This window comes from Pseudarthrobacter cellobiosi (assembly GCF_023913755.1).
GTDB classification, from domain to species: domain Bacteria; phylum Actinomycetota; class Actinomycetes; order Actinomycetales; family Micrococcaceae; genus Arthrobacter; species Arthrobacter cellobiosi.
Map to the genome: position 1 here is coordinate 21,304 of NZ_JAMXBJ010000024.1, position 25,353 is coordinate 46,656.

Below are 25,353 nucleotides of genomic sequence, written 5' to 3' on the forward strand. Positions count from 1 at the left end.
CTCCGGCCAGGCACGTCAATGGGGAGGCCCCGTGTTTCTGCTCGATCCAGCCAGCGCTGATCCCGGTACTGTTGATCCGCGCCTCGCTGATCCCCGCCCCAGCGCGCCGCAGGACTTAGTGTTTTCCGCCAGCGATCTGGTGGCCGCCAGCGAATGTGAGTACCGCACGCTCCGCATCCTGGACGAGAAACTGGGCCGGTCCCCCAAGGCGCAGTTTCCCGACGACGAAATGCAGCGCCGTGCCGGGGCGCTCGGTGACAAGCACGAGGCCAAGGTCCTGGCCGGCCTGATCGCCCAGTACGGCGCTTGGGACGCCAGCCGCGGGGCCGGGGTGTACTCGATCGAGCGCGGGGAGAACACGCGCGGCGAGCTGCTGGCCAAGCACGCTGAAACGGAACTCGCGCTCCGCGCCGGGGCCGATGTCGTCTTCCAGGCAACTTTCTTCGACGGCGAATTCCTGGGCTACGCCGACTTCATCGTCAACGAGGCTGCCGGCACCGGCAATCCTGGACGCTACGAGGTGTGGGACACCAAGCTGGCACGGCACGCCAAGGTGGGCGCGCTCCTCCAACTCGCCGCCTACGGCGACCAGCTCATCGGCATGGGCCTGGACCCGTCGCCCCGGGTCACGCTGGTGCTGGGCGCCGTGGTGGACGGCGATTACGTCCGCAGCCACCACTCCCTGCCGGACCTGCTGCCGGTCTTCCGCGAGCGCCGCGACCGCTTCCGTGCCCTGACCGCCGCCCACCGGGAGGCCGGTTCGGCGGTGCAGTGGCAACAGCCCGGCGTCGCGTTCTGCGGGCGGTGCAACTACTGCGCCGAGCAGGTCCAGTCCCACCGCGACCTCCTGATGGTGGGCGGCATGACCACCCTCCGGCGGAAGAAACTCATCGCCGATCACATCACCACCATCGACGCACTGGCGGATCTCCCGCTCAGCAAGGCCACCGGCTCGGTGGCCCGGCTCGGCGACCAGGCCAGGATGCAGCTGGGCCGGGACGTTCCGGACGGTTCCCGCACCTTCGCCAAGGACGGCGAGGAGCACACCGTCACGTTCAAGGTGCTGCCGGAGAACGCCCTGGCAGAGATTCCCCGGCCCAGCCCCGGCGACATCTTCTTCGACTTCGAGGGCGATCCCCTCTGGCAGGACCCCGCCACCAGCAAGTGGGGGCTGGAGTACCTGTTCGGCGTCATCGAGGCACCTGTGTTTGACGGTGACGCTGCTGACGTCCACGCCGCCGACAAGCCCTTATTCCGGCCCTTCTGGGCGCATTCGCGCAACGAGGAGCGGCAGGCCTTCCTGGACTTCCTCGCCTATGTCGAAGAGCGCCGCGCCAGGTTCCCGGACATGCACGTCTACCACTACGCCGCCTACGAGAAATCGGCGCTGCGGAACCTGTCCGTCACGCACCTCGCCGGCGAGGACATCGTGGACAACTGGCTCCGCGACGGCCTCCTCGTGGACCTCTACGCCACCGCCCGGCATTCGCTGCGGATCTCCGAGCCCTCCTACTCCATCAAGAAGCTTGAGCCCCTGTACATGGGCAGCAACCTCCGCTCCGGGGACGTGAAGGACGCCGGAGCGTCCGTGGTGGCGTATGCCGGTTACTGCGCCGCCCGGGACGACGGCGACGACGCCGCGGCCGCCCACATCCTGGCCTCCATCTCCGACTACAACGAGTACGACTGCCTCTCCACCCTCCGCCTCCGTGACTGGCTGCTGGGTCTGCGCGGGACGTCTGCCTCACGCGCGGCGGACAGGCACGGAACAGCCGACGACGGCGGGCAGCCGGCGCCGTCGTCGTCCGCCGTTGCTGCCCCGCCACCAATTCCGGAACCCGAACCAACACCGGAGGAGCGCCGCCTGCAGGATTACCTGGCCGGCCTCCCCGACAACCGGCCGTGGACCAGCGACGAACGGGCCGTAGCCATGGTGGCCGCGGCCACCGGATACCACCGCCGCGAGCGCAAGCAGTTCTGGTGGGAACACTTCGACCGCACCGAGTCCGAGATCGACCACTGGTCCGAGCACCGCAACGTGTTTGTGGTGGATACCGCGGAAATACTGACGGACTGGGAGCTCGCAAAGCCCACGGCCCGGATGCGCACCCGCACGCTGAGGCTGACCGGAGTTATGAGCGAAGGGTCGGAGTTCAAACCCGGGAGCACCTGGTGCCGGCTCTACGATTCCCCGGTCCCTGACGGCCTGGACGATCCGCTGGGAGCCACCACGGGCCGCGGGTTCACCTTTGGCACGCTGGTGACCGCTGTGGAGGACCACCCGCGGGTTGCCGGCCAGACCATGATCACCATCGAGGAGCGGGAAACAGGGAAGGTCCCCGCCTATCCGCATATTCCGGTGGCGCTCACCGAGGACCAGCCGATCCGCACCGCCAGCATCGAAGCCGCCCTGGCCGAGCTGGCCCAGAGTGTCGGCGCCTCGGTCCCCGTCCTTCCGGAACACCCCGGCGTCGACATCCTGCGCAAGGTGCCGCCGCGCTTCCATTCGATGCCGGGTCCCGCCGCCGTCGGCAAGGACGTCGCCGGTGCGGCGGACTACGTCACGGCGATCACCGCCACGCTGCTGGATCTCGATCATTCGTACCTTGCCGTGCAGGGCCCTCCCGGGACGGGCAAGACCTACGTCGGCTCGCATGTCATTGCCCGGCTGGTGAAGCAGGGCTGGAAGATCGGGGTGGTGGGGCAGTCCCACGCGGTGGTGGAGAACATGCTGTGCACCGCGATCGAAACCGCCGGTGTGGATCCGGCGCGGGTGGCGAAGAAGCTGGCGGCCCCGCATCCCGTGCTGTGGCACCGCACGTCCGACGACGACGTCGCCGCGCTGCTCGTCTCCCCCGGCGGCTGCCTGGTGGGCGGCACCGCCTGGACCATGACGGGCAGGTCCGTCCCCGCCGGATCCTTGGACCTGTTGGTCATTGACGAAGCCGGCCAGTTCTCTCTGGCCAACACCCTGGCCGTGGCCCGCGCCGCCAAGCGGCTCCTGCTCCTCGGTGACCCGCAGCAGCTGCCGCAGGTCACGCAGGGCTCGCACCCGGAGCCCGTGGACGAGTCGGCCCTGGGCTGGCTCGCTGCCGGGCACGCCACCCTCCCCGGCGAACTGGGCTACTTCCTGGCGGACAGTTGGCGCATGCACCCGGACCTGTGCCGGGCCGTGTCCGTCCTCAGCTACGACGGAAAACTGGAAGCTGCGCCTGCGGCATCCCTCCGCAGCCTCGCGGAACTGCCGGCCGGGGTGGAAACAGTCTTTGTGGACCACAGCGGGAACACCAAGTCCTCCGCAGAGGAAGCTACCGAGGTGGTCCGTCAGGCCCAGCGGCACATCGGGCTGAAATGGCTTCCCGGCGACGACAAGCCGGCCAGGCCGCTGAACCCGGAAGACATCCTGGTGGTGGCCGCCTACAACGCGCAGGTCCAGCTGATCCGGCAGGCCCTGCACGACGCCGGCCTGCCGGGTGTCCGGGTGGGCACGGTGGACAAGTTCCAGGGCCAGGAGGCGCCGGTTGTCCTGGTGTCCATGGCCTGTTCTGCGGTTGCCGAAGCTCCCCGCGGGGCCGAATTCCTGCTGAACCGGAACCGGATCAACGTGGCTGTGTCACGGGGCCAGTGGCGAGCCGTGATCATCCGCTCCCCCGAGCTCACGAATTACATGCCGGCCAAACCGGCGGTGCTCGAGGAACTTGGCGCCTTCATCGGCCTCAGCACTGGCATCCATGGCCCGCGCAACACCCTGAGAAACCGTGTTCTCACCGCTGACTCAAGGTAAGTTCAAGGGGTGACATCCCAGAGCAACAGGTTGCCTGTCGGCGCCCTGATAGTCCTTGCCGCCATCGGCTTCACCGCCATCACCACCGAACTCCTGCCCTCCGGCCTGCTGCCCCAGATCAGCGCCGACTTCCGGGTCTCCGAGGCGACCGCCGGGTACCTGACGGCCGGCTATGCAGCCATCATCGTGGTCACCGTGATCCCCTTGTCCCTGCTGCTGTCGCGGGTCCCGCGCCACTACCTGCTCATCGCGTTGATCCTGTTCTTCGCGGCCAGCAACGCCTTGGTGGCCATCGTCTCCGATTTCGGCGCGGCCATGGGTTCGCGCGTGGTGGGCGGCATCGCGCACGGCCTGCTGTGGTCCGCCATGGCCCCGTTTGTGGCGCGGATCGTCCCCGCTCACAAAGTGGGCAAGGCACTGGCCATCGTGTTCAGCGGCAACAGCCTGGGACTGGCTATCGGCGCCCCGGTGGGCACCGCCCTGGGCAACATTGTCGGCTGGCGCGCGGCGTTCCTGGTCCTGGCCGCTTCCGGGGTGGTGCTGGCGCTCCTGGCCGTGTGGCTGCTTCCCCCGGTGCGGCGCATCCCCGACGCCCCGCACCCGGCCCTGCGCAAAGCGATCGGCCAGCCGGGAGTGAAGACTGTCGCCGTCGCCTGGCCGCTGATGCTTATGGCCCATTTCGCCTTGTTCACCTACATTGCGCCGTTCCTGCGCGAGGTCCGGCTGCCTGACTTCAGCATCCCGCTGTCCATCAGTGTCCTCGGAGTTGCCGGGCTGGTGGGTATCTGGATCGCCGGCATCACCGTGGATTCCCGGCCGCGGCGCTGGCTCCTGATCACCGTCGCCGGCGTCGTATTGTCCTTGGCCTTTCTCCCGCTGGTGGGAAGCGTCCTGCCGGCCTTGGCGCTCCCGGTCACGCTGGTCCTGATGCTGGTCTGGGGCACAGGCATCGGCGCGATGGGGATCTACAACCAGTCCGCCATCCTCCGCGCCGGCGGCGAGTACAGGGACGCCGCCAACGGGCTGACGGTGCTGACCATCCAGATCGGGATCATGATCGGGGCGATGTTCGGCGCCGCCGCCCTCACCATCGCGGGGCCGCTCCTGATCCCGATCGCCGCCGCCATCCCCGCCGCCGTCGCGTTTGTGCTGATCCTGGCGGGACGGCGGCACGCCTACCCGCCGGGGCCGAAAGAGCGCCAATCCAGTTTGGCCTAACAACGTCCCCAGCCTTCAGCGCGGGGCCGAAAACGTCCCCAACGTCCACGTGGCCCCCTCCCGCGCGGGGCTGGCGGGGAGCCTGTCAGCGGGCCCGGAAGTCCCGGAACGATCCGTCGGCCGCGGAGATTGACTCCTCCACCCGTTCCACCCGGCCGGGGACTTTCTCCGACCTCAGCCAGTCCAGGAGCTTTTGGATCTGCTGCTCAGGCCCCTCGGCCACGATGGACACCGAGCCGTCGTCGAGATTCCTCACCACGCCCTTGAGGGCCAGTTCGTCGGCCTTGCCCATCGTCCAGAAACGGAATCCGACCCCCTGCACCACGCCAAAGACGCGGGCAGAGAGCCGGATATCGCCGTTATCCCGGCCGGAGTCCTCCAGGCGCCCGGAAAAACTCATGGCAGTCAGGACTGCTTAACCAGCGCAGCTTCGACGTTGATCTTCACCTTGTCACTGACCAGCAGGCCGCCGGCTTCCAGTGCGGCATTCCAGGTCAGGCCGAACTCCTTGCGGCTGATGTCGCACTCCGCGGAGAATCCTGCTCGGGTGGCACCAAAGGGGTCCACCGCTACCCCGGTGAACTCGACCTCCAGCTCCACCGGCTTGGTGATTCCGCGGATGGTGAGATCGCCCGTGAGCGTGTAATCCTCGCCGTCGCCCTCCACCGAGGTGGCCCGGAACGTCATCTCGGGGTACTCCTCCACATCGAAGAAGTCCGCCCCCTTCACGTGCCCGTCGCGGTTGGCGTCGCCGGAATCGAAGCTAGCCGTTTGGACCGTGGCGTGAAGCGAAGCGTCAGCCAGGGATGCACCAACGCGGGCTTCGGCCGAGGCGTCCGTGAAACGTCCGCGGACCTTGCTGATTCCCGCGTGCCGGACAGTGAAGCCAATCTCGCTGTGCGACATGTCCAGGGCCCAGACGCCCGATGTAAGGCCTGAAGGTAGGGTCACTTTTGCATCTCCTTTGTGGGAAACAGTGCTGTGGAAACCGGCCAGGACGACCGGTTTCCACACTGCTTCACTCCGGAGTTTTTGTCCAGATACTGACCCCAAATCCGCCCCCAGATGCCGTTATCTGGACGAAAACTCAGCGGGCTGGGCGGGCCTGGTCAGTTGATGGTGATGTCCCGCGTGCGGTGGTCGTAGCGGATAATGACCGTGCCGCCGTCGTGGTGCAGTTCGTGGTTGGGGCCATCGAACGTGCCGAACGCGCCGTAGTTCTCGTCCCACGAGCGGTTCAGGGCGATCTTGAAGGTGTATGAGCCGGCGGGCAGGTCGGCACTGATCTTCCACAGCTGGTCCAGGGCATCGAGCGTCAGCTGGGCCTCGTCATACTGCGGGGCCCAGTTTTCCGGCGCACCCAGGATGGTGTTGAAGTCGCCGGCAACCGCCACGGCCTCGGGCTGCGGGAAAGTCTCAACGGCATGCGCTTCTGCCGTTGCTTTAGTCGCAGTTTTAGGGGCTGCCTTGCGCGAGCGGACGGCCTTGACCACGGGCTCTACGGCGTCCTCGATGGCCTTGGCGGCCTTCCCGACGGCGTCGGCGGCCTTCTTAGCGGGAGTCCGCTTCGCCGGCGCTTTCTTGGCGGGAGCCGCCTTGACTGCCGGTGCGGGTGCAGGCGCCGGCGGAATGGCCACGTCGGCAGGAACCGGAGTGCCGGCGTCGAGCGCTGTGGCGAAGGAATCCGCATCGGGGAAGGCCACCGTGGCGCGCATGCCGTCATCGGTGATGGTCCAGCCGGAACGGCCCTTGACCAGCCAGCCGGCCTTGACCAGCTTGGCCGTGGCGGACGTGAGCGTCTTGTGTCCACGCGGAATGCCGCCGCTGAGCAGCGTGGCCTCGTGATCACTGAAAGGCACGCGCGCGGTGGCTTCCGCCAGAACCTCGCCGGCATTGAGTGAACCGCCGGACCATACGCCTTCGGTCAGGACGTGCAGCACAGTCTTGAGTCGGAGGTCGGTGTTATCTGCGATGGACTTTGCCATGATTCCCCTTGCATAATGCGATCTGTCACTAGGCATCCTGCCAAGACCCTGTTAATCGCGCGACTTGAATTGGTTAACTCTGCGTGTCATGACCGACTATGACGCGGATTACAGCACAAGTGAGGCAGGAGTCTCGGCTAAGGGGCTGTTTACTCAACCCTGGAGCGCAAATCCCTGGTATCGCCGGACTCTTCCCCGGACGCGCTCGGGCACGAGTGTAGCGAGTGGGAACGCGCGGAGCTACCCGCGGTTCAGTTCGTCCAGAAGCTCTGCTTTTCGCTCCTCGGAGGCGAACGACGAATGGATGGAATTGGCCGCGAGCCGTGACCTGTCGAAGTCTGAAAGGTCAAAAACGCCCTTCAGCTGGGAAAAGTTGTCGTCCACGTACCCACCGAAGTAGGCCGGATCATCCGAGTTCACGGAGACGTTTAGCCCGGCGGCGAGCATGGCCGGCAAGGGATGGTCCGCCAGGGTGTCCACGGCGCGCAGCCGGACGTTCGAGAGGGGGCAGACCGTCAGCGGAATCCGGTCCGCAACCAGCCGCTCCACCAGGTCCGGGTCCTCCATGCAGCGGATGCCGTGGTCGATCCGTTCCGCTCCCAGGATGTCCAGCGCTTCGATAATGTACGACGGCGGCCCCTCCTCGCCTGCGTGCGCGGTCAGCCGCAGGCCCGCTTCGCGGCCTTTGGCGAACAGCCGCTCAAACTTGGCCGGCGGGTTGCCCACCTCGGCCGAATCCAAGCCGATGGCCGCGATGGGGGCATTCATGGCCAGCAGTCCGTCCAGGACCTCCAGCGCGGATTCCTCGGACTGGTCCCGCAGGAATGCGGCAATCAGCAGGGTGGACATGCCGAAGTCCTCCTGGGAGGTGGCCAGCGCCGACGCCACCCCGTTGACGCAGGTTTCCAGGCTGACGCCGCGGGACAGGTGGGCCTGCGGGTCCATCATGATCTCCGCGTGCCGGACCCCCGCGGCGGCGGCGCGGGCGAGGTAGGCGCGGGTCATGTCGGCGAAGTCCTGTTCGGTCTGCAGCACCGCCATGTTGGCGTAGTAGAGGTCCAGGAAGGACTGCAGGTCCGTGAACTCGTACAGTCCCCGGAGCTCCTCCAGGCCGGAGTACGGGAGGGTGATGCCGTTGCGTTTGGCCAGTGCGAGGATCAGTTCCGGCTGCAGCGTGCCCTCAATGTGCAGGTGCAGTTCCGCCACGGGCAGAAGCTGCGCCCCGGCGTCGGTCTCGGGCAGATCCGTCTCCGAAGGTTCAGTCCCTGGAAGTTCCGTCCCGGGCACTTCCGTACCTGGTAGTCCCGTCTGTGGCAGCGGATCGGCGGCAGTGTCCCGGTTGTTGTCCATCGGGTCAGGATATCGCCCGCCGGCCGGTTCGCGGCTAGAGTCGGATCAATGCGCAACCCTAAACAGGCTGACGATCCTTCCCTTCCCACTCACGGCCATCTGGCGGACGGCTTCGTCCGCGTCCGGGGCGCGCGGGAGAACAATCTGCGGAACGTGGACGTGGATGTGCCGCGCGATTCCATCGTGGCTTTCACAGGGGTCTCCGGCTCGGGAAAGTCATCACTGGCGTTCGGCACCATCTACGCCGAAGCCCAGCGCCGCTACTTCGAATCCGTGGCCCCGTACGCACGCCGCCTCATCCAGCAGGGCCATAATCCCAGGGTGGAGATGATCTCCGGGCTGCCGCCCGCCGTCGCGCTTCAACAGCGCCGCGGCGCGCCCAGCAGCCGCTCCACCGTGGGCACAGTGACCACGCTCTCCAACTCGCTCCGCATGCTGTTTTCGCGGGCGGGCACTTACCCGGCCGGCGCCGATCAGCTGGACTCCGACGCGTTTTCGCCGAATACAGCGGCCGGCGCATGCCTTGAATGCCACGGGCTGGGAGTCGCGCACACCGTCAGCGAGGAATCCCTAGTCCCGGACCCCGCGTTGACCATCCGGGAAGGTGCCGTCGCAGCGTGGCCCGGCGCCTGGCAGGGCAAGAACCTCCGCGACATCCTCAGCCACCTGGGCTACGACGTGGATGTGCCCTGGCGGAAGCTGCCCAGGAAGCAGCGCGACTGGATCCTGTTCACGGACGAGCAGCCCGTCGTGGAAGTCACGCCCGAGCGCGACCGCGTGGCCAAGCCGTACAAGGGTCGCTTCTGGAGCGCTAAAAGCTACGTCCTGCACACCCTGGCGGACTCGCAGAGCGCCGCCATGCGTGAGCGCGTCCTGGCGTTCATGGAATCCGGCCCCTGCCCGCGCTGCAGCGGCACCGGGCTCCGGCCTGAAGCGCTTGCGGTGTCCTTTGCCGCCCGCAACATCGCCGACCTCAACGCCGCACCGATGGCCGAACTGGCCGAAATCATCCGCCCCACCGCCGGGCTGAAGGAAGCCGGAACCGCGTCACGCCGGCAGTCCTCCGGCGAGGAAAACGAGGTGGCAGTGGCCATCACGGCCGATCTCCTGCAGCGCATCACCGTTCTCCTGGATCTGGGCCTCGGATACTTGGCGCTGGGCCGCGCCACCCCCACCCTTTCCCCCGGTGAGATGCAGCGGCTCCGGATCGCCACCCAGCTCCGGTCGGGACTGTTCGGCGTGATCTATGTGCTCGACGAACCGTCCGCCGGCCTCCATCCGGCCGACGCCGAACCGCTCCTGGCGGTCCTGGACCAGCTCAAGGCCTCCGGTAACTCGGTGTTCGTGGTGGAACACAACATGGACGTGGTCCGCCGGGCCGACTGGCTGGTGGACGTGGGTCCCCGCGCCGGGGAAGGCGGTGGCGAGGTGCTCTACAGCGGGCCGGTTGCCGGGCTCGCGGCCATCGAGGAGTCGGTCACCCGGCCCTTCCTGTTCGACGACGGTGGGGCGCGCGGCGGCGGGGCGCGCGGCGGCGGGGCGCGCGGCGGCGGAGGGTCCCGCGGGCCCGGCGGCAGGACTTCCGACGGAGAGAATTCCGACGGCGGCACGGCACCTCGCGCAGGCCAGTCCCGGGAGCCCGACGGCTGGCTGGAGCTCGCGGGGATTAGCCGGCACAACCTCAAGGACCTGGATGCGCGGTTCCCGCTGGGCGTTCTGACGGCAGTTACAGGGGTGTCCGGCTCCGGCAAGTCCACCCTGGTAACGCATGTCCTCGGCGAAGTTGTGGGATCCGGCCTGAAGAATCACCAGGCTCCGCAGCTGGCAGAACCTGATGATGCGGGCCCGGCCACGGCGTTGTCTGTGGGACCGGTCAGCGGCGCGGAACGGATCGACAGGCTGGTCACGGTGGACCAGAAACCCATCGGGCGAACCCCTCGCTCCAACCTCGCCACCTACACCGGCCTGTTCGACGCGGTGCGCAAGGAATTCGCGGCCACAGAGCCAGCCAGGGCACGCGGGTTCGGCGCCGGGCGGTTCTCCTTCAACGTGGCCGGAGGCCGCTGCGAAACCTGCCAAGGCGAAGGCTTTGTGGCGGTTGAACTGCTCTTCCTCCCGGGCAGCTACGGGCCGTGCCCGGAGTGCGACGGTTCCCGCTACAACCCCGAGACCTTGGAGGTGACGTACCGGGGCAAGAACGTGGCGGAAGTGCTGCGCCTGACGGTGGACGCCGCTGCAGGGTTCCTGGCCGACATTCCGGCCGCGGCCCGCAGCCTGAAGAGCCTCCGGGACGTGGGTCTCGGCTACCTCCGGCTGGGCCAGCCCGCCACGGAGCTTTCCGGCGGCGAGGCCCAGCGCATCAAGCTGGCCACCGAGCTCCAGCGTGCCCAGCGGGGACATACCCTCTACCTCCTGGACGAGCCCACCACGGGGCTCCATCCCGCCGACGTCGAACTGCTGATGGCCCAGCTCCACGGCCTGGTGGACAGCGGCAACACCGTGGTGGTGGTAGAGCACGAGATGGCCGTCGTGGCCGCAGCCGACTGGGTCATTGACCTTGGCCCCTCGGGTGGGGACGAAGGCGGCCGCATCATCGCCGCCGGAACTGCCGCCGACGTCGCGAGTTCCACTGCCAGCCGCACCGCGCCCTACCTGGCGGCTGCGCTTCCCCAGCTGGTCACCAGCTGACCACCAGAAATCATCTCGGTTTGATAACGGGCCGGCTATGTCCTAGCGTGAAATGCAAGCCCGTTCTTCGGGCGACATGAATGCCCGGTGCTGCCTCCACCAGAACTGCCCGGCCGGCAGACACCGAAAATTGACCTCTATATCGTCAGGGGCGGGCAGTGGCGCAATAACCTCCGGGGACGGACCGAGCGCTGGTGGCCTTCAGGAGCATCACACCATGAACAACAACACCATTCGTACTGCCGCACGCCGTGGAGTGGCCGTCGCCGCCATTTCCGCAGCTGGCCTTGCACTCTCCGTCACCGCAGCAAACGCGGCCACCGACGGCGCAACCTGGGATTCACTGGCGCAGTGTGAAAGCGGCGGAAACTGGGCCACAAATACGGGCAATGGCTACTCGGGCGGCCTTCAGTTCAGCGCCAGCACGTGGGCTGCTTACGGCGGCACCGGTTCCGCGGCCGACGCCAGCCGCGAGCAGCAGATCGCCGTGGCCGAACAGGTCCAGGCGTCGCAGGGCTGGGGAGCGTGGCCGTCCTGCGCCGCGGAGCTTGGCCTGAGCGGCGGAGGGGGCACGACGGCGGTGACTCCCCAGAGTGCTCCGGTCCAGAGCGTGCCGGTGGAGCAGGCTCCTGCCGTGCCGGTCCCCACGGATGCCGTGACGGCTCCGCAGCACGCCGCGCCCGTGGAGCTGAGTGGCGAGACCTACACGCTTGAGCCCGGCGACACCCTGAGCACCGTCGCCGACAAGCTTGGCATTGAGGGCGGCTGGCAGGGCCTGGCGGACGCCAACCTGGACACGATTGCCAACCCGGACCTCGTGTTCTCCGGGCAGGTCCTCCAGCTTCCCGCCTAAGCCTCAGCACTTTCCGCGGGAACCGCCCCTTTCCCCAAGAACGACGGCCCGCGAAAACAACAAAAACCCTGCAGCAACAACCCCGGGAAACAACGACGCCGGAGCGCCCCTCACTGGGGAACTCCGGCGTCGTCCGTTGTGTTCTGAATGGCTGGCAGGCGCCTGATCTTCCTGCCCGCCCGCGGTTTTGCTCGCTTAGGCTGCTGCCTTGGCGGCCGGAATCTCGCGGATGATGCGAACCTTCCACGCGGCGTCGTCGGTGGTGTCCAGCAGGGCCACCGTGCCGTGGGCGAGGTTCAGTGCCACACGCTTGGCCGCAAGGAGTTCGAGGTAGAGGTGCTCGTTCATGCGGCTGGGGGTGTCGATCATGTACTTCACGGCATCGCGGACCTTGCGGTAGTTGGCGCTCTTCTCACGGTGCAGGTGAAGTTCCAGCATCTGGCGCTGGCGCACTTTGGGCTCGTGCTTGTTGAGCCAGGAGACGGCAAGGTGCACACCAACCACCAGGGCGAGGGAAACGGCGTAGATCCACCAGCCGCTGGACATCAGGAACAGGGGCAGGTTGCCGATGGCCACGAGTGCGATCACGATCCGCAGCGCCACGATCCGGCGAAGGGTCAGGGCCACGGAGGCCATGGCCGCACGAAAGCCGTGCTGCTCGGTCCGCGCCGCGGCCGGGTCAAGGGTAAATTCATCAAGGACCAGGATGCCCTTGGCCTCCGGATCAAGCATCTGCCCAAACTTGGGCACAAACAGCTGCGTTGAACCGGCGGTCACTTCAGGTGAAATTGTCATGAGGGGGCTTCCGGGACGGTGGGGCGTTTCGGTGATCTTAGTGGTTAGCGGCACCCGCTGTATGTATCGGTCCACTATGTGAACTATTCCATGGCCCTGTCGCGGTTGGGGGGCGCTGCCAGGGGTCCCGCGCGTGTGGCGCCGGGCACTGCAATTGGCACATCCGCCGCATGCCGTCAGACTGAAGGGATGCAAACCTTCCTTCCGTATCCCGATTTCCGGCAGAGCGCCGCAGCACTGGACACCGCCAGGCTTGGCAAGCAGCGTGTCGAGGCGCTGCAAACCCTCCGGGCTCTGGTGATTCCCGAGTACGGCTGGCTGGACCACCCCGCCGTCCGCATGTGGATGGGCCATGTCCCGGCGCTCACCATGTACGGCCTGGCGATGGTGGACGAATGGACCACCCGCGGCCATGCAGACAACACGCGCGCCAACATCACCGAGTTCGCGCCCCAGGCTGCACACCCGGACTACGCGGCCAAGATCCCGCTGCCGGAGTGGCTCGGCAACCCTGATTTCCACCTGAGCCACCGCGCGAAGCTGCTCCGCAAGGAACCGAAGTTCTACAAGACGGTGTTCCCGGACGCCGACTTGGACCTGGACTTCATTTGGCCTGAGCCCAAGCACGAGTTCTATCCGGCAGAATCCGAGGGCGACATCCTCTGGATCCTCCGCGACCCGCACGCCGAAATCGATCCGCAGACGCTGGATACCGTGGCCCTGCCGCCGATCCGCCGCGGCGGTGCTGTTGCAGCCGGCGCTCCCGAGGACGGCTACTCCCCCGTTTACGTCGACGACGGCTCCCGCCGCCCGTCCAAGCAGCCCCGCAAGCTACCGCGCAAGCAGCTCGTGAAGAAGCCCACCCGGAAGCGCCAGGCGCAGGAGGAAGCATTCGCCACCCTCCCCGGCAAGACCACCGTCGCGGTTTCGTTTGAGGACGGCAACAAGTTCGCCGTCGGGCAAGTGCTGGGCCGTCCCATCACGCTCGACGACGGCCGGTTCGGCCGCACCTTCAGCGTCACCGAAGTGATCGACCGGTCCGCGTTCGATTACCCCGCGCTCCTGCAGGACCCCCGGGTGTTCTTCCCGGTTCCCGCTCCCTGAGTCCGTGACCATCCTCCTGGCCGGCTGCGGCGATCTTGGCACTGAAGCAGGCTTGCGCTTCGCCGCGGCAGGGCATCGGGTGGTGGGCTGGCGCCGTTCGCCCGAAAAACTGCCCTCTGCGATCGTAGGTGTGGCGGCGGACCTGGGTTCCACGGACCTGCCTGCGGTCCCGACGGACACCACCGCCGTCGTCGTGGCCGTGGCCGCCGACTCACCCACGGAACCGGCCTACCGCGCCGCCTATGTGGACGGGCTGGCGCATGTCCTGGACGCCCTGGAGCGCGACCGCGTGACGCCGCGCCGCGTGCTTTTTGTGTCCTCCACCGCTGTATATGGGGACGCCGCCGGTGGCTGGGTTGATGAGAGTACGACGGCAGCACCTGGCGGCTTCTCCGGACGTATCCTTCTTGAGGCGGAGGAACTCCTGGTTTCGCGGCTGCGCGGCACTGGTACTTCTCCCGTTGTGCTGCGGCTGGGCGGGATCTACGGTCCGGGCCGGACGCGGTTGATTGACCAGGTCCGCAGTGGGAATGCCGTGGTTCCCGACGAACCACGCTTTACCAACCGGATCCACCGGGACGACGCCGCTGCGGCGATCGTCCAGTTGGCCACGATGGAAGCTATGCCTGCGCCCGTATATGTCGGCGTGGACAACTCTCCCGCTGAACTTGGGGATGTACTGCGGTTCCTGGCCGCCGAGATGGGCTATCCGGAACCGCCCGTCGGACCGGCCGGCGAGGCCCGTGGTGGCAACAAACGCTGCAGCAATACGCTGCTCCGCGGGACCGGGCTCGAGTTCACCTACCCGACGTTCCGGGAAGGTTACCGGGCAGTTCTGGCGCGCACCGCAGTCCGCCACCCGTAGCCTCCCGGCGCGAACGGTTGCGGCCTTTCCCACCGACGATCCCGCGCGAACGGACACTTAAGCCCCCTGCGCGCGAAGGGACACCTGAGGCCCTGAACTGCAGCGACGCGGCTGGAGGCACGGATCGAAGCTGTGAGCGTTCTCCTAATCGCAGAGTTATGCAGCGGATCTGGACCACAGGATCCCGAGGAATCGGCAGTACCACCGATCACCACAGCCAGCTCAGCGAAGGACCCCGAAAGGGCCTCCGCCGTCTCCACAGCTGCTCTGCTATCCATACTCAAATCATCCCCGGAGGGTCTGACAAAAACGGCTTGGATGAGTGGCTATGTCGAATATCAAGTCAGCACGTGTCTATTTGCCGAGGCCAGCCTTACGGAGCGCCTCTGCCATGGCGGTGTTTACAGGCACCGGATTCGGTGCCTGCGGCCGGCCGCCGGGCGACTTCGGATCGAGCTTCGAAGTCGATGCGTTGTCGCCCGGGCTCGAGGCCCCGCGTCCGCGCTGCCCACCCGAGTCGCGCCCACCGGAGTCTCGGCGTGCATCTCCCGGACGCCCCCCGGCAGGGCGTCCCCCAGCTGGCCGACCACTTTCAGGCCGACCCCCTTCCGAACGCCCGCCCTGCGCCCGCCCACCCGAAGGCGACGGTTCGTCGTCGAGCCTTAGCGTGAGCGAAATCCGTTTCCGCTCCGGGTCGGCTTCCAGAACCTTCACGCGGACAACCTGCCCGGACTTCACCACCTCACGGGGATCGGAGACAAAGCGGTTGGCCAGCGCCGACACATGAACCAAGCCGTCCTGGTGCACTCCCACGTCCACAAATGCGCCGAACGCGGCCACATTGGTGACTGTCCCCTCGAGCACCATGCCGGGCTTGAGGTCGGAGATCTTCTCGATGCCTTCGGAGAAGGTCGCCGCGGCAAAAGCGGGTCGTGGATCGCGGCCTGGTTTATCCAACTCCGCCAGGATGTCCTGGACCGTGGGCAAGCCAAACGTGCCGTCGACGAAAGCGCGGGGATCAAGGGACGACGCCGGCGCCGAGCCCGCGGCCACCAGGATTTTCCGGGCAATCGGATACGCCTCGGGGTGCACGCTCGACGCGTCCAGCGGCTCTGCTCCCCCGGTGATCCGCAGGAAGCCTGCGCATTGCTCAAACGCCTTCGCACCCAGTCGGGGCACCTTCTTCAGTTCGCTGCGCTTGGCAAACGGCCCGTGTTCGTTTCGGTACGCCACAATGTTTTCGCTCAGCAAGGGTCCGACGCCGGCCACGCGACTCAGCAGCGCGGGCGAAGCAGTGTTCACGTCAACGCCCACCGCGTTCACGCAGTCCTCGACCACCGCATCCAGGCTGCGGTCCAGCTTCGACGCCGTGACGTCGTGCTGGTACTGCCCCACGCCGATGGACTTGGGATCGATCTTCACGAGTTCGGCCAGCGGATCCTGAAGCCGCCGCGCAATGGATACGGCACCGCGCAGGGATACATCCATGCCCGGCAGCTCCGCCGAGGCCAGCGCCGAAGCGGAGTACACCGACGCTCCGGCCTCTGAAACCACCAGTTTTTTCGGTTTCGCATCCGCGGCCGGCAGCAGCTTGATCAGTTCCGCGGCAAGCTTGTCCGTCTCGCGAGACGCTGTGCCGTTGCCGATGGCCACCAGCTCCACGTTGTGCTTCCGGGCGAGCCGGACCAAGGTGGCCAGGGCCTCGTCCCACTTCCGCGCAGGGGCGTGCGGGTACACAGTGTCTGTGGCCACCACTTTACCCGTACCGTCCACGACGGCCACTTTCACGCCGGTCCGCAGACCCGGGTCCAGCCCAAGAGTGGCGCGGTTTCCGGCGGGTGCGGCCAGGAGCACGTCGCGGAGGTTGGCGGCGAACACCCGGACAGCCTCGTCCTCGGCGTCGGTGAACAGCCGCCCCCGGAGGTCTGCAGTCAGCCGCGCCAGCACGCGCGAGCGCCAGGCAAGCTGCGCGGTCTGGATCAACCACCCGTCGGCAGGCCGGCCACGGTCGGCAACCCCGAGGCACCTGGCCACGGCGGATTCGTAACGGGAACGCGCGGCGGCCAGGGCGTCGTCGTCGTTCGGATCCGCCTCGGCGAGATCCAGCTCCAGGACGCCGTCCTTCTCACCGCGCAACAGCGCAAGCACGCGGTGCGAGGGCATTCCGGTGGGCGCCTGGGCGAACTCAAAGTAATCGGCGAACTTCTGCCCGTCGGCCTCCTTGCCCTTCTTGACCCGCGACACCATCCGCCCCTGCGTCCACAGCCGCTCACGCAGGGTTGCGGCGAGGTCCGGATCCTGCGAAACCCGCTCGACCAGGATGGAACGGGCGCCGGCGAGCGCGGCGGCCGCGTCATCAATAGAGTGTTCGGCGTTCAGGTACTTGGCGGCCTCGCGTTCCGGATCCAGGTCGGGCCGCTTCAGCAGCGAGTCGGCGAGCGGTTCCAGCCCAGCTTCACGGGCGATCTGGGCCTTAGTGCGGCGCTTGGATTTGAAGGGAAGGTAGATGTCCTCCAACCGGGACTTGGTATCCGCGGCCAAGATCGCTGCCTGCAGCTCGGGGGTCAGCTGCCCCTGCGCGGCAATCGCTTCGAGGACAGCACGACGGCGGTCCTCGAGTTCGCGGAGGTAGCGCAGTCGCTCGTCGAGCTCGCGCAGCTGCGTGTCATCCAGCGTCCCGGTGGCTTCCTTGCGGTACCGGGCGATGAACGGAACGGTGGACCCGCCGTCGAGCAGGTCCACTGCAGCCTTGACCTGCCAGGTCTTCACGCCAAGCTCGGCGGCGATCTGGGCGTGGATGGCGCTGTCCGGAGTTGAGGCAGACGTGGGGGCAGACGGGACGTGCGGGAGTTGGGTCACCTGAACATTTTGCCCTACGGGCCTGATGGTCTCCAGCGACGCACTGCCGGGCAGCCGGCCGGGGTATTCCGCTCCGGGCCGCGAAGTGCTGTAGTTGATATGCCGTCACAGGTAATCACTTCGAGGAAGAGGCCACCATGCGGGAACTGCTCATCGTCTTTCAGGAAGGATTCGACGAGGCCAACATTACCGTTATGGTCAACGGCAAGGAGGTCCGCCGCGATATGGGGGTGTCCACCAACCCGCTGCTGGGAGAAGCCTACGAAGCGTCCGTGGAGCTGCCGGCGAAAGGGGCGCAGGTGGGCGTGGAAGTCACCAACCGGGGCCTGAAGGCCATTACCAAAGTCAGCGGAAAGCCCAAAAGCCTGCTCGTCTCCATTCAGGACGACAAGCTGGTGATGCGCGAAGGGACGGGCCGGGAGGCATACCTGTAGTTATTTCTCTAGCAATAATCCATTCACTGGAGTATTCTGGCGATACCGCTCAGTTCTTGTGAACCTGGGCGGGCCAATCTTGAAAATGAGCCAAAAAGGCCGTCGGATGGCTAATTGGCGCGCGCTGCCGGGACAGCACACCGAGCAGCCAACGACGGCGGCACCCAAGCCGGGTGCCGCCGTCGTCGTTAATCTCTGGCCAAGGCGAGCATTGACCGCTAAGCCGAATACGCGGGGTAATCCGTGTAGCCTACGGAGCCTTCTGCGTAGAACGTGGACGCGTCCGGTTCGTTCAGGGGGAGACTTTCCTTCCAGCGCCGCGCGAGGTCCGGGTTGGCAATGGCGGGGCGTCCCACCACCACAGCGTCTGCATGACCGTCGGCCACCAATGCGGTTGCTTCCTCCAGCGTGGTGATGGTGCCGAAGCCGGAGTTCACCAGGAACGTGCCGTTGAAACGCGCCCGGAGATCCTGGACCAGCTCACTCGTAGGCTCGTGGTGCAGGATGCTGACGTAGGCGAGGTTGAGCGGGGCAATGCTGTCCACCAGCACCTCGTAGGTGTCGCGGACATCGGCCGCATCCGTTTCGGCGATGCCCTGGACGCTGTGCTCCGGCGAGATGCGGATGCCCACGCGGCTCGAACCCACCGCGGCCACCGCGGCGTTGACCGTTTCGATCACAAAGCGGGCCCGGTTCTCCGGCGAGCCGCCGTAGCTGTCGTCGCGGACATTGGAGTTCGGGGCAAGGAATTCGTGGAGAAGGTAGCCGTTGGCCGAGTGCAGCTCCACGCCGTCGAATCCCGCTTCAATGGCATTGGTCGAGCCGGTGACGATTTCCTGCATCACGACGGGCAGCTCACCGATGGTCAGCGCGTGCGGGACAGGATACGGCTGCTTGCCGGACGGGGTGCGGACCTCGCCCTCGATGGCGATGGCGCTCGGACCCACGATGGTATGGCCGCCGGTGATGTCCGCATGGGAAACCCGTCCGCCGTGCATGATCTGGGCGAAGATCCGGCCGCCTTCAGCGTGCACCGCGTCGGTGACCTTCTTCCAGGCGGCAATCTGCTCCGCGGTGACGAGACCGGGCTGACCCGGGTAGGAGCGTCCGGCGGGGCTCGGGTAGATGCCTTCGCTGACGATGAGTCCCAAGGATGCGCGCTGCCGGTAGTGCTCCACGACCAAGGGACCCGGAACACCGTCCTCGCCTGAGCGGAGACGGGTCAGGGGTGCCATTACCAGGCGGTTGGGCAGTTCAAGCTCGCCAAGAGTCAAGGGGGAAAACAGCATGCGCAGTTCCTTTCGAGGTGAATTGGTACTGCTGTGCGCAACTGCGCGGCGCGTGCAAGTATTCCGATGGAGGCGGGGATCACTCTCTGCAGGGGTGGCGTGGCTGGTTTTTGAGTTGCTAGGTCCCGGCCGCCTGCCGCCTAAGACGCGTCGCCTGATGCTTCCTATCGGGACGATGCCACTCCCGGGCAACCTTGTCCCTGCGGGTTCTGGTTGCAGTCGTCGGCGTAGTTCCTTGTGATGGACCGCCAGACGCTGATGGTCTGCGGCGGTGCGCTGAACTGGCCTTGGCCCGGTATAGGCAGCGGTGGTCCGTTGTTCACGGAATACGTGCCTTGGAAGGACGTCGTGAGGACAACTTGGAAGTCGCCAGTGTCCGCGTAGACGTGGCTTGTTCGGGTCTTCTCACCCCAGCGGTCCTGTGGCAGCGGCCCACCCATGGAAGGCTGCGGACCGAAGACGGTTCCGTCGCCGTAATTCCAGGTGTACTGAACCGGCGTGGCGACTACGTGAACCTTCTGTCCGAGCATCGTGACGTCGAACTGTTGCTCGGACGCGTCGGCGTAGAAGTTGGTCTCAGCACCCCGGAGCGTGTTGGGGCTGGGCTGCGCGACCACCGTTCCAGCACTGACGGGCAGGCTCTCGAACTGCCGCTGGATCTGGGCCGCAATGCGAGCCAGCAGGTCCTCAGGGTGGGCGTCGTAAAGACACGTGGGTCCGGAGTGATGGGTCCAGGCGGGGTTAGGAACGCCGACCGGCGCCTTGAGCCAAATAACCGGAATTCCATCGACGCCTTCGGGCCCATTGACACACTTGAGCTGGTATCCAAGGCACACCGTGTCAAAGTCGCCTCCGCCGAGGTGGCACTGGAGCTCATACTTGTAGACGTTTGGATCCTTCTTGGTGTCCCCAGGTTCTTCCGGCCTCATATTCCCGGTCGAAGGATCGACGACATAAACAATCACGCCGATACCGGAATTATGGAAACCGGAGTCTGCACTGGTCCCCGGTGGCGTCGGACTGGCGATACCCAGCCCGACTACGAGCATCACCGTAGACAGTCGCTGAAAGACCCAACCCATATTCATTAGCGGAGGGAATGGAGACCGGTAACGCGCCACGCGGCGTCCTGGAAAGCAACCAGCAGGACGTTTCCACCATCGGAAGGCTCAGTGGGCGTTCTAAATTCCGACCCGCTGGGATCGTAATAGCTAATGGTCGACTGCTGCACCTGAACGATGACTTGGTAGGCCCCGCCAGACCCGCGCTCAAAAGTTGACGCTGACGACGGAATGACGATCTTGCCACCTGCAAGCCAGCGCCCGCCTTGATAATTGGTGGTCAGCGAGCCCGTTATGTTCGAACAGAATTGACAAGCCGGGGATGTGACCGCCTGGATTCCTGCGATGTCTCCGGTCTGATAGGCATAATTGAGCTGCTCAAACCAGTACGCCGCGAACGCCTCGAGCCCCTCCTTCGTCTCCGTCTTGGCGACCTCCGGCAACACCGGCACCGGCACGTTCTGAGCACGGCCGCTAGCCGAAGCGGGCACGTAGGCGGGAGTCGCCGTCGGGGTTGGGGTTGCGCTTGGGCTTGCCGTCGAAGTCGGAGACGCGGACGAGGTGCCCCCAGGATCGCTACCCGAGTTGCAACCGGTCAAGAGCAATGCAGACGCGGCAACAGCAGCAACAAGGTGCATGCGCAAACGCCTGGACGTGGAAGTGATGTGCGATGTCATGGGCAGCTAATCCCCCGATAGTTTCAAGACGCCTCGCTCCGAACAATGACCTTAAGGGTAGCCCAGGACACATTTGAGCGATAAAAGTTATCCACAGCCACCCGCCATCGGTTCTACCACCGCGAAGAACCAATAAAAAGTCACACGGATAATCGTCCTCCCAGCCCCTTGCGCACCGGATTCCCACGCACAACCCCTAGAATTCTTCTACCGAACGTAGAAGAATGGGCTGCATGATGTTTACCCACGCAGATGGCAACCCCGTTCTTGAGCTCGACGACGAGCAGTCCTGGAAACTCCTGGAAGCAACAAAGCACGGCCGGCTGGTGGTCTCTGTGGCCGGTGAACCCGACATTTTTCCCGTCAACTACCTGAGCTCGGACCGGAAGATCTACCTCCGCACCGCGCCAGGCAACAAGCTGGCGCAGCTCACCATCAACTCCCGGGTGCTGCTTGAAACGGACGGTATCCTCTCGGACGAAGCCTGGTCGGTGGTCCTCCGGGGCACGGCGCGTGTCCTGACCAAGTCAACGGAGCTCGCCGCCGTCGAAGAGCTCGGCCTGAAATCCTGGGTGCCGACGCTGAAGGATTTCTACGTGGAGGTCGTGCCCACGTCCGTCAGCGGCCGCCATTTCGAGCTGGGTGACCAGCCGGAGCGCGAAATTTAGGAGCCCCTAGGCTGGAATCATGGCGGATAGGCTCACTCCCGAGCAACGCAGCTGGAATATGTCCCGCATCAGGGGCAAGAATACCAAGCCGGAACTGCTGGTGCGCCGCCTCCTTCATGCCAAGGGTTACCGCTACCGCTTGCACGGCAGGGCCGGCCAAAGCCGCCTGCCCGGCCGCCCGGACCTGGTATTCGCAGGCCGGCACAAGGTCATCTTCATCAACGGCTGCTTCTGGCACTTCCACGACTGCCGGGTAGGCCAGCACGCGCCCAAGGCGAATGCCGCCTTCTGGGAGGCCAAGCGCACCCGCACCAAAAACCGCGACGCCGACCAGCGCCAACAGTTGATGGCCGCCGGCTGGGAGGTGCTCACCGTGTGGGAGTGCGAGTTGAAGGACGGCTCCGCCCTCGAAGCCCACCTGGTGGAGTTCCTCGGCGGCCGGCGGATAGGCGCCCGGCAAACAGGCGGCAGGCGAATCCACGGCAGGCAAGAAACGCCAGCGGGAATTTGAGTCAAACTTGAGCCTTTGCCGCCTCCCGAATTGATCGGCGCCCGCAAAGATGAACTCCTATGAAAAACCCGCATTCTCCTCAGGAATCCCGCAGTCCTTGTCCCGAACGGCTGCATCCCCAGGGAACAGATTTACTCTGAAAGTGGACACAAAACCAAGTCACAGCCGCCCATCGGGGCGGCAGGCGCGAGCGGAAGGGACGGAGATGGCACCATCCGATGACGCAGGGCGCCCCTTGGTAGATCCCTCCGTACTTGACCGGCTGCGAGTCGAACTAGACGAGGACGAGGGGTATTGCGGCGTCTTCGTAGGGAACTTCATCGACTGCCTGCCGTTCCGGATCGGCAAGCTGCGCCTGGCCTTGACCACCGGAGACCTGGACGGGGCCGTGGACGCGATCCTTAGCCTCAAGACATCGAGCCAGATGGTGGGCGCGGAACGGCTGGCGGGCCTGGCCATGGACCTTGAACGTTCCATCCGGGAAGAGTCACCGAGTGCGGAACCTTCCCTTGCACTGCCGCAGCTTGCCGTCAACTACCTCCGGCCGATCAACCAGTGCAGCCGCCAGACCCTGCACAGGCTCCAGGCTCACCGCTCGCCAGGCGCCAACCGGTAGCCCACGCCGCGGACCGTCTGCAGCCAGCGCGGTTGCTGCGGTGAATCACCAAGCTTTTTCCGGAGGTTGCCCATGTGCACCTCCACGGAACGTTCGTCCGCCTCGCTGATGTAACTTCCGACGTCGTAATCCTCGTCCCGGAGTCGGCGCACCAAATCCGATTTGGTCCGGACAGTCCGTCCCGCCTCGAGCAGGGCAAACAGGAGTTCGAACTCGGTCCGGGTCAGGTTGAGCTCCTGGCCGTCCACGCTGACCGACCGTGAGGCGTAACTCAGATCCAGTCCGTTGTGGCTGTAATGTCCGTTTCCGCTGCCACCAACGGCGTCCGCCGGGCGATCAGAAACGGGAGCGCTCTCCCCCGCGTCCGGAAGCGACCGGGGCCGGCGCATCATCGCCGCTATCCGCGCGCGGAGTTCGCGGGGGCGGAAGGGTTTGGTGAGGTAGTCGTCTGCACCGGACTCGAGACCGATCAAAGTATCCAGTTCTTCAGCCCGTGCCGTGAGCATCACGATGTAAGCATCCGAAAACTCGCGGATCTGGCGGGAGACCTCGAACCCGTCGATGTCCGGCAGCCCCAAATCAAGCGTTATGACGTCAGGATTCAAGATTCTCGCAGCCTTAACCCCTTCGGATCCGCTGCCCGCGACGGTGACATCAAACCCCGCTTGGGTCAGCACCGCGCGTACCAGCTCGCGGATATCCTGATCGTCCTCGATGACCAGACCCACTCGCGCTTCGCTCATACCAGCCCCCTCCGCCAGCTTGATAACGTGAGAAGTATAGCCTGCTGCCGATATCCTGCTGGTATGCATTCCCCTATACTCCCACTTCAGGCCGCCGTTCATGAATGAACCCGTAGCGTGGGCCACGGGTCGCCTCAGGTTTTTCCGGCGGCCCTTCCACGAATACCGGCTGACGGACAGGGTGGCCCTGAGCCAGATGCCCCTTTTCATAACCACACTGCTGGCCGTGGTCCTCGTTTCGACGTTTTTTCCCGGAAGCATGGATAACCCGCTGTTCGTGGTGTTCCTCTTTTCCCAACTTGCCATTATGGTGCTGTGCTACGTGGTTCCATGGGACCGCCTGCCGCACACCGCGTTCCTGGTGATCCCGCTGCTGGACTTCATCTCCATTGCGGTGGGCCGCGAAGGAAGCCAGGAAAGCCTCACAGGAATCAGCCTGCTCGCGGTCTTCCCCGTGATCTGGCTCTGCGCCTCCGGATACTACCTCCGCGTGTCACTGTGGCTGTCCTTCATCATGCCGTTGGCGATCATCTGGACGCCCCTTTTTATGCGCGGGGACGTCTCCGGACCGAACCTGGCCCGTTCGCTGCTGCTTCCTGTAATGATGCTGGGGATCGGAGTATCTGTCACCATGCTGACGCTGAGCCTGAGACGGCAGCAGCGGATTCTCGAAGAGAAGGACAAGCAACTCCAAGCCGGCCTGCTCAGCACAAAGCGGCAGGAGGCCTTGCTCAACTCCGTTCTTGATACCGTGCATCTGGGCGTCCTCGCCGTCGATGCCGACGGAAACGACATCCTGATGAACCGGAAGCAGCGCGCCAACCACGAACTTGCCCGCCCGAAGGACATCGACGATCCGAACGAGTCCCAACTGCTGGTCTTCGCCGCAGACCGTACCACCCTTGTCCCGATGGCGGAGCGCCCCGTGCGCAGGGCCATCCTCGGCGAGACGTTCACGGACTACATGGTCTGGCTGGGCGAAGGCAAGAAGCAGCGGGCCATCACCACCAGCGCCCGGGCCATGAAGGACCCGGACGGAACGTTCGCCGGCTCGGTGATCGTGTTCAGTGATGTGACAGACCTGGTGGACGCCCTGGCCGCCAAAGATGATTTCGTCGCCAGTGTCTCCCACGAATTCAGGACACCCCTGACCTCCATCCTGGGCTACGTGGAACTTCTCCTGGAGGACGATCCCGGCCACGACCAACTGGAACCACTGAACATTATCAAGCGCAATTCAGAACGGCTTCTCACCTTGGTGTCCGATCTCCTCGCCACCAGGAACGGGCAGCTGATCGTGACCCCGCACGCCGTGGACATCGCTGAACTGGTGCGCGCCAGCGTGTCCGCCGCGATGCCCCGGGCTGACGCCTCCCGCGTGGCGTTGATCGCCGAAACACCAGCCAAGCTGGAGGCCCACGTGGACGGCCCCCGCATCTCCCAGGTGCTGGACAATCTGGTCTCCAACGCGATCAAATACTCGCCCGACGGCGGCCACGTAGTGGTGTCGTTGGAGCACGACGACGGCCACGTCGCCTGCCGCGTCAGCGATACCGGCATGGGCATGAGCGCCGACGACCAGGCCCACGTGTTCGCCAAGTTCTTCCGGACCAGCAACGTCCGCCGGACAGCCATTCCCGGCGTGGGCCTGGGCCTGCCCATCAGCAAGGCAATCGTGGAGGCCCACGGCGGAACCATCCAGGTGGAAAGCAAACTGGGCCAGGGCACCACCTTCACGTTCCGGGTGCCGGTTTAGCCTTGATCCACCGATGTTGCTCGGGGCGCCGACGGCGGTTTAAACCGAGAATGCCCGTCTTTTCAAGGAAAATGGAGCTTGTCTAGAACCCATTGAC

At 65.7% G+C, this 25,353-nt stretch carries 21 protein-coding genes; 11 read left to right on the top strand and 10 right to left on the bottom strand.

Translation table 11 applies throughout. The features are described 5' to 3' along the window. The first annotated feature begins 31 nt into the window (after positions 1–31). Both NG696_RS01625 and NG696_RS01630 read left to right on the top strand, forming a co-directional pair. Complete coding sequence (locus tag NG696_RS01625) at positions 32–3,784, top strand: TM0106 family RecB-like putative nuclease (RefSeq protein WP_374208640.1); 3,753 nt, start codon at positions 32–34, stop codon at positions 3,782–3,784. Between the two features lie 9 nt (positions 3,785–3,793). Then, positions 3,794–5,002 carry an MFS transporter gene (locus tag NG696_RS01630; RefSeq protein WP_252573667.1) on the top strand — a complete coding sequence of 403 codons (1,209 nt, stop codon included), beginning with the start codon at positions 3,794–3,796 and terminating at the stop codon, positions 5,000–5,002. 85 nt (positions 5,003–5,087) lie between these two features. Here NG696_RS01630 and NG696_RS01635 read toward each other — a convergent pair whose 3' ends face one another. From NG696_RS01635 to NG696_RS01650, 4 genes are all read right to left on the bottom strand, one after another. After that, the gene (locus tag NG696_RS01635) at positions 5,088–5,402 is read right to left on the bottom strand and encodes an acylphosphatase (RefSeq protein ID WP_252573669.1); all 315 of its coding nucleotides are present in this window, start codon (positions 5,400–5,402) and stop codon (positions 5,088–5,090) included. A 5-nt stretch (positions 5,403–5,407) separates the two neighbouring features. Then, positions 5,408–5,953 carry a YceI family protein gene (locus NG696_RS01640; RefSeq protein WP_252573671.1) on the bottom strand — a complete coding sequence of 182 codons (546 nt, stop codon included), beginning with the start codon at positions 5,951–5,953 and terminating at the stop codon, positions 5,408–5,410. Positions 5,954–6,111: 158 nt separating this feature from the next. Then, positions 6,112–6,987: a pullulanase X25 domain-containing protein gene (locus NG696_RS01645; RefSeq protein WP_252563832.1), complete on the bottom strand. Its 876-nt coding sequence runs from the start codon at positions 6,985–6,987 to the stop codon at positions 6,112–6,114. A 240-nt stretch (positions 6,988–7,227) separates the two neighbouring features. After that, a complete protein-coding gene (locus NG696_RS01650) occupies positions 7,228–8,337 on the bottom strand; it encodes an adenosine deaminase (protein WP_252563834.1) in 1,110 nt (369 codons plus the stop codon). Positions 8,338–8,385: 48 nt separating this feature from the next. Here NG696_RS01650 and NG696_RS01655 point away from each other — a divergent pair, with 48 nt between their 5' ends. Both NG696_RS01655 and NG696_RS01660 read left to right on the top strand, forming a co-directional pair. Then, complete coding sequence (locus tag NG696_RS01655; protein WP_252573673.1) at positions 8,386–11,025, top strand: excinuclease ABC subunit UvrA; 2,640 nt, start codon at positions 8,386–8,388, stop codon at positions 11,023–11,025. Positions 11,026–11,242: 217 nt separating this feature from the next. Further along, positions 11,243–11,878: a transglycosylase family protein gene (locus NG696_RS01660; protein WP_252573675.1), complete on the top strand. Its 636-nt coding sequence runs from the start codon at positions 11,243–11,245 to the stop codon at positions 11,876–11,878. Between the two features lie 195 nt (positions 11,879–12,073). Here the strand turns inward: NG696_RS01660 and NG696_RS01665 are convergent, their stop codons facing one another. Then, complete coding sequence (locus NG696_RS01665) at positions 12,074–12,673, bottom strand: hypothetical protein (RefSeq protein WP_252573677.1); 600 nt, start codon at positions 12,671–12,673, stop codon at positions 12,074–12,076. Between the two features lie 189 nt (positions 12,674–12,862). Between NG696_RS01665 and NG696_RS01670 the strand changes: the two genes are divergently transcribed. Further along, on the top strand, positions 12,863–13,777 hold the full coding sequence (locus tag NG696_RS01670; protein WP_252563849.1) for an MSMEG_6728 family protein: 915 nt from the start codon (positions 12,863–12,865) through the stop codon (positions 13,775–13,777). Between the two features lie 4 nt (positions 13,778–13,781). Continuing rightward, positions 13,782–14,642 carry an NAD-dependent epimerase/dehydratase family protein gene (locus tag NG696_RS01675; RefSeq protein ID WP_252573679.1) on the top strand — a complete coding sequence of 287 codons (861 nt, stop codon included), beginning with the start codon at positions 13,782–13,784 and terminating at the stop codon, positions 14,640–14,642. 354 nt (positions 14,643–14,996) lie between these two features. Here the strand turns inward: NG696_RS01675 and NG696_RS01680 are convergent, their stop codons facing one another. After that, complete coding sequence (locus NG696_RS01680) at positions 14,997–17,501, bottom strand: Tex family protein (protein ID WP_252573681.1); 2,505 nt, start codon at positions 17,499–17,501, stop codon at positions 14,997–14,999. A gap of 137 nt (positions 17,502–17,638) precedes the next feature. Here NG696_RS01680 and NG696_RS01685 point away from each other — a divergent pair, with 137 nt between their 5' ends. Beyond that, complete coding sequence (locus NG696_RS01685; RefSeq protein ID WP_104062760.1) at positions 17,639–17,935, top strand: hypothetical protein; 297 nt, start codon at positions 17,639–17,641, stop codon at positions 17,933–17,935. A 218-nt stretch (positions 17,936–18,153) separates the two neighbouring features. Here NG696_RS01685 and NG696_RS01690 read toward each other — a convergent pair whose 3' ends face one another. The 3 genes from NG696_RS01690 to NG696_RS01700 form a co-directional block, all read right to left on the bottom strand. Continuing rightward, a complete protein-coding gene (locus NG696_RS01690; protein WP_252563858.1) occupies positions 18,154–19,224 on the bottom strand; it encodes an alkene reductase in 1,071 nt (356 codons plus the stop codon). 164 nt (positions 19,225–19,388) lie between these two features. Next, a complete protein-coding gene (locus NG696_RS01695; RefSeq protein ID WP_252573683.1) occupies positions 19,389–20,153 on the bottom strand; it encodes a PKD domain-containing protein in 765 nt (254 codons plus the stop codon). A gap of 158 nt (positions 20,154–20,311) precedes the next feature. Then, a complete protein-coding gene (locus NG696_RS01700) occupies positions 20,312–20,962 on the bottom strand; it encodes a DUF6318 family protein (protein WP_308291926.1) in 651 nt (216 codons plus the stop codon). Positions 20,963–21,195: 233 nt separating this feature from the next. Between NG696_RS01700 and NG696_RS01705 the strand changes: the two genes are divergently transcribed. The 3 genes from NG696_RS01705 (at position 21,196) to NG696_RS01715 (ending at position 22,757) form a co-directional block, all read left to right on the top strand. Further along, a complete protein-coding gene (locus NG696_RS01705; protein WP_252563866.1) occupies positions 21,196–21,630 on the top strand; it encodes a pyridoxamine 5'-phosphate oxidase family protein in 435 nt (144 codons plus the stop codon). Positions 21,631–21,649: 19 nt separating this feature from the next. Beyond that, on the top strand, positions 21,650–22,141 hold the full coding sequence (locus tag NG696_RS01710) for a very short patch repair endonuclease (protein ID WP_252563869.1): 492 nt from the start codon (positions 21,650–21,652) through the stop codon (positions 22,139–22,141). Positions 22,142–22,346: 205 nt separating this feature from the next. Next, a complete protein-coding gene (locus tag NG696_RS01715) occupies positions 22,347–22,757 on the top strand; it encodes an Hpt domain-containing protein (protein WP_252563873.1) in 411 nt (136 codons plus the stop codon). On the opposite strand, the gene NG696_RS01720 is transcribed toward NG696_RS01715, so the two are convergent. Beyond that, positions 22,730–23,500: a response regulator transcription factor gene (locus tag NG696_RS01720; protein ID WP_252573688.1), complete on the bottom strand. Its 771-nt coding sequence runs from the start codon at positions 23,498–23,500 to the stop codon at positions 22,730–22,732. The two genes, NG696_RS01715 and NG696_RS01720, sit on opposite strands and share 28 nt — an antisense overlap. A 100-nt stretch (positions 23,501–23,600) precedes the next feature. Here NG696_RS01720 and NG696_RS01725 point away from each other — a divergent pair, with 100 nt between their 5' ends. Then, positions 23,601–25,256 (top strand): sensor histidine kinase, encoded by a 1,656-nt coding sequence (locus tag NG696_RS01725; protein WP_252573690.1) that lies wholly within the window; start codon positions 23,601–23,603, stop codon positions 25,254–25,256. Positions 25,257–25,353 lie beyond the last annotated feature (97 nt).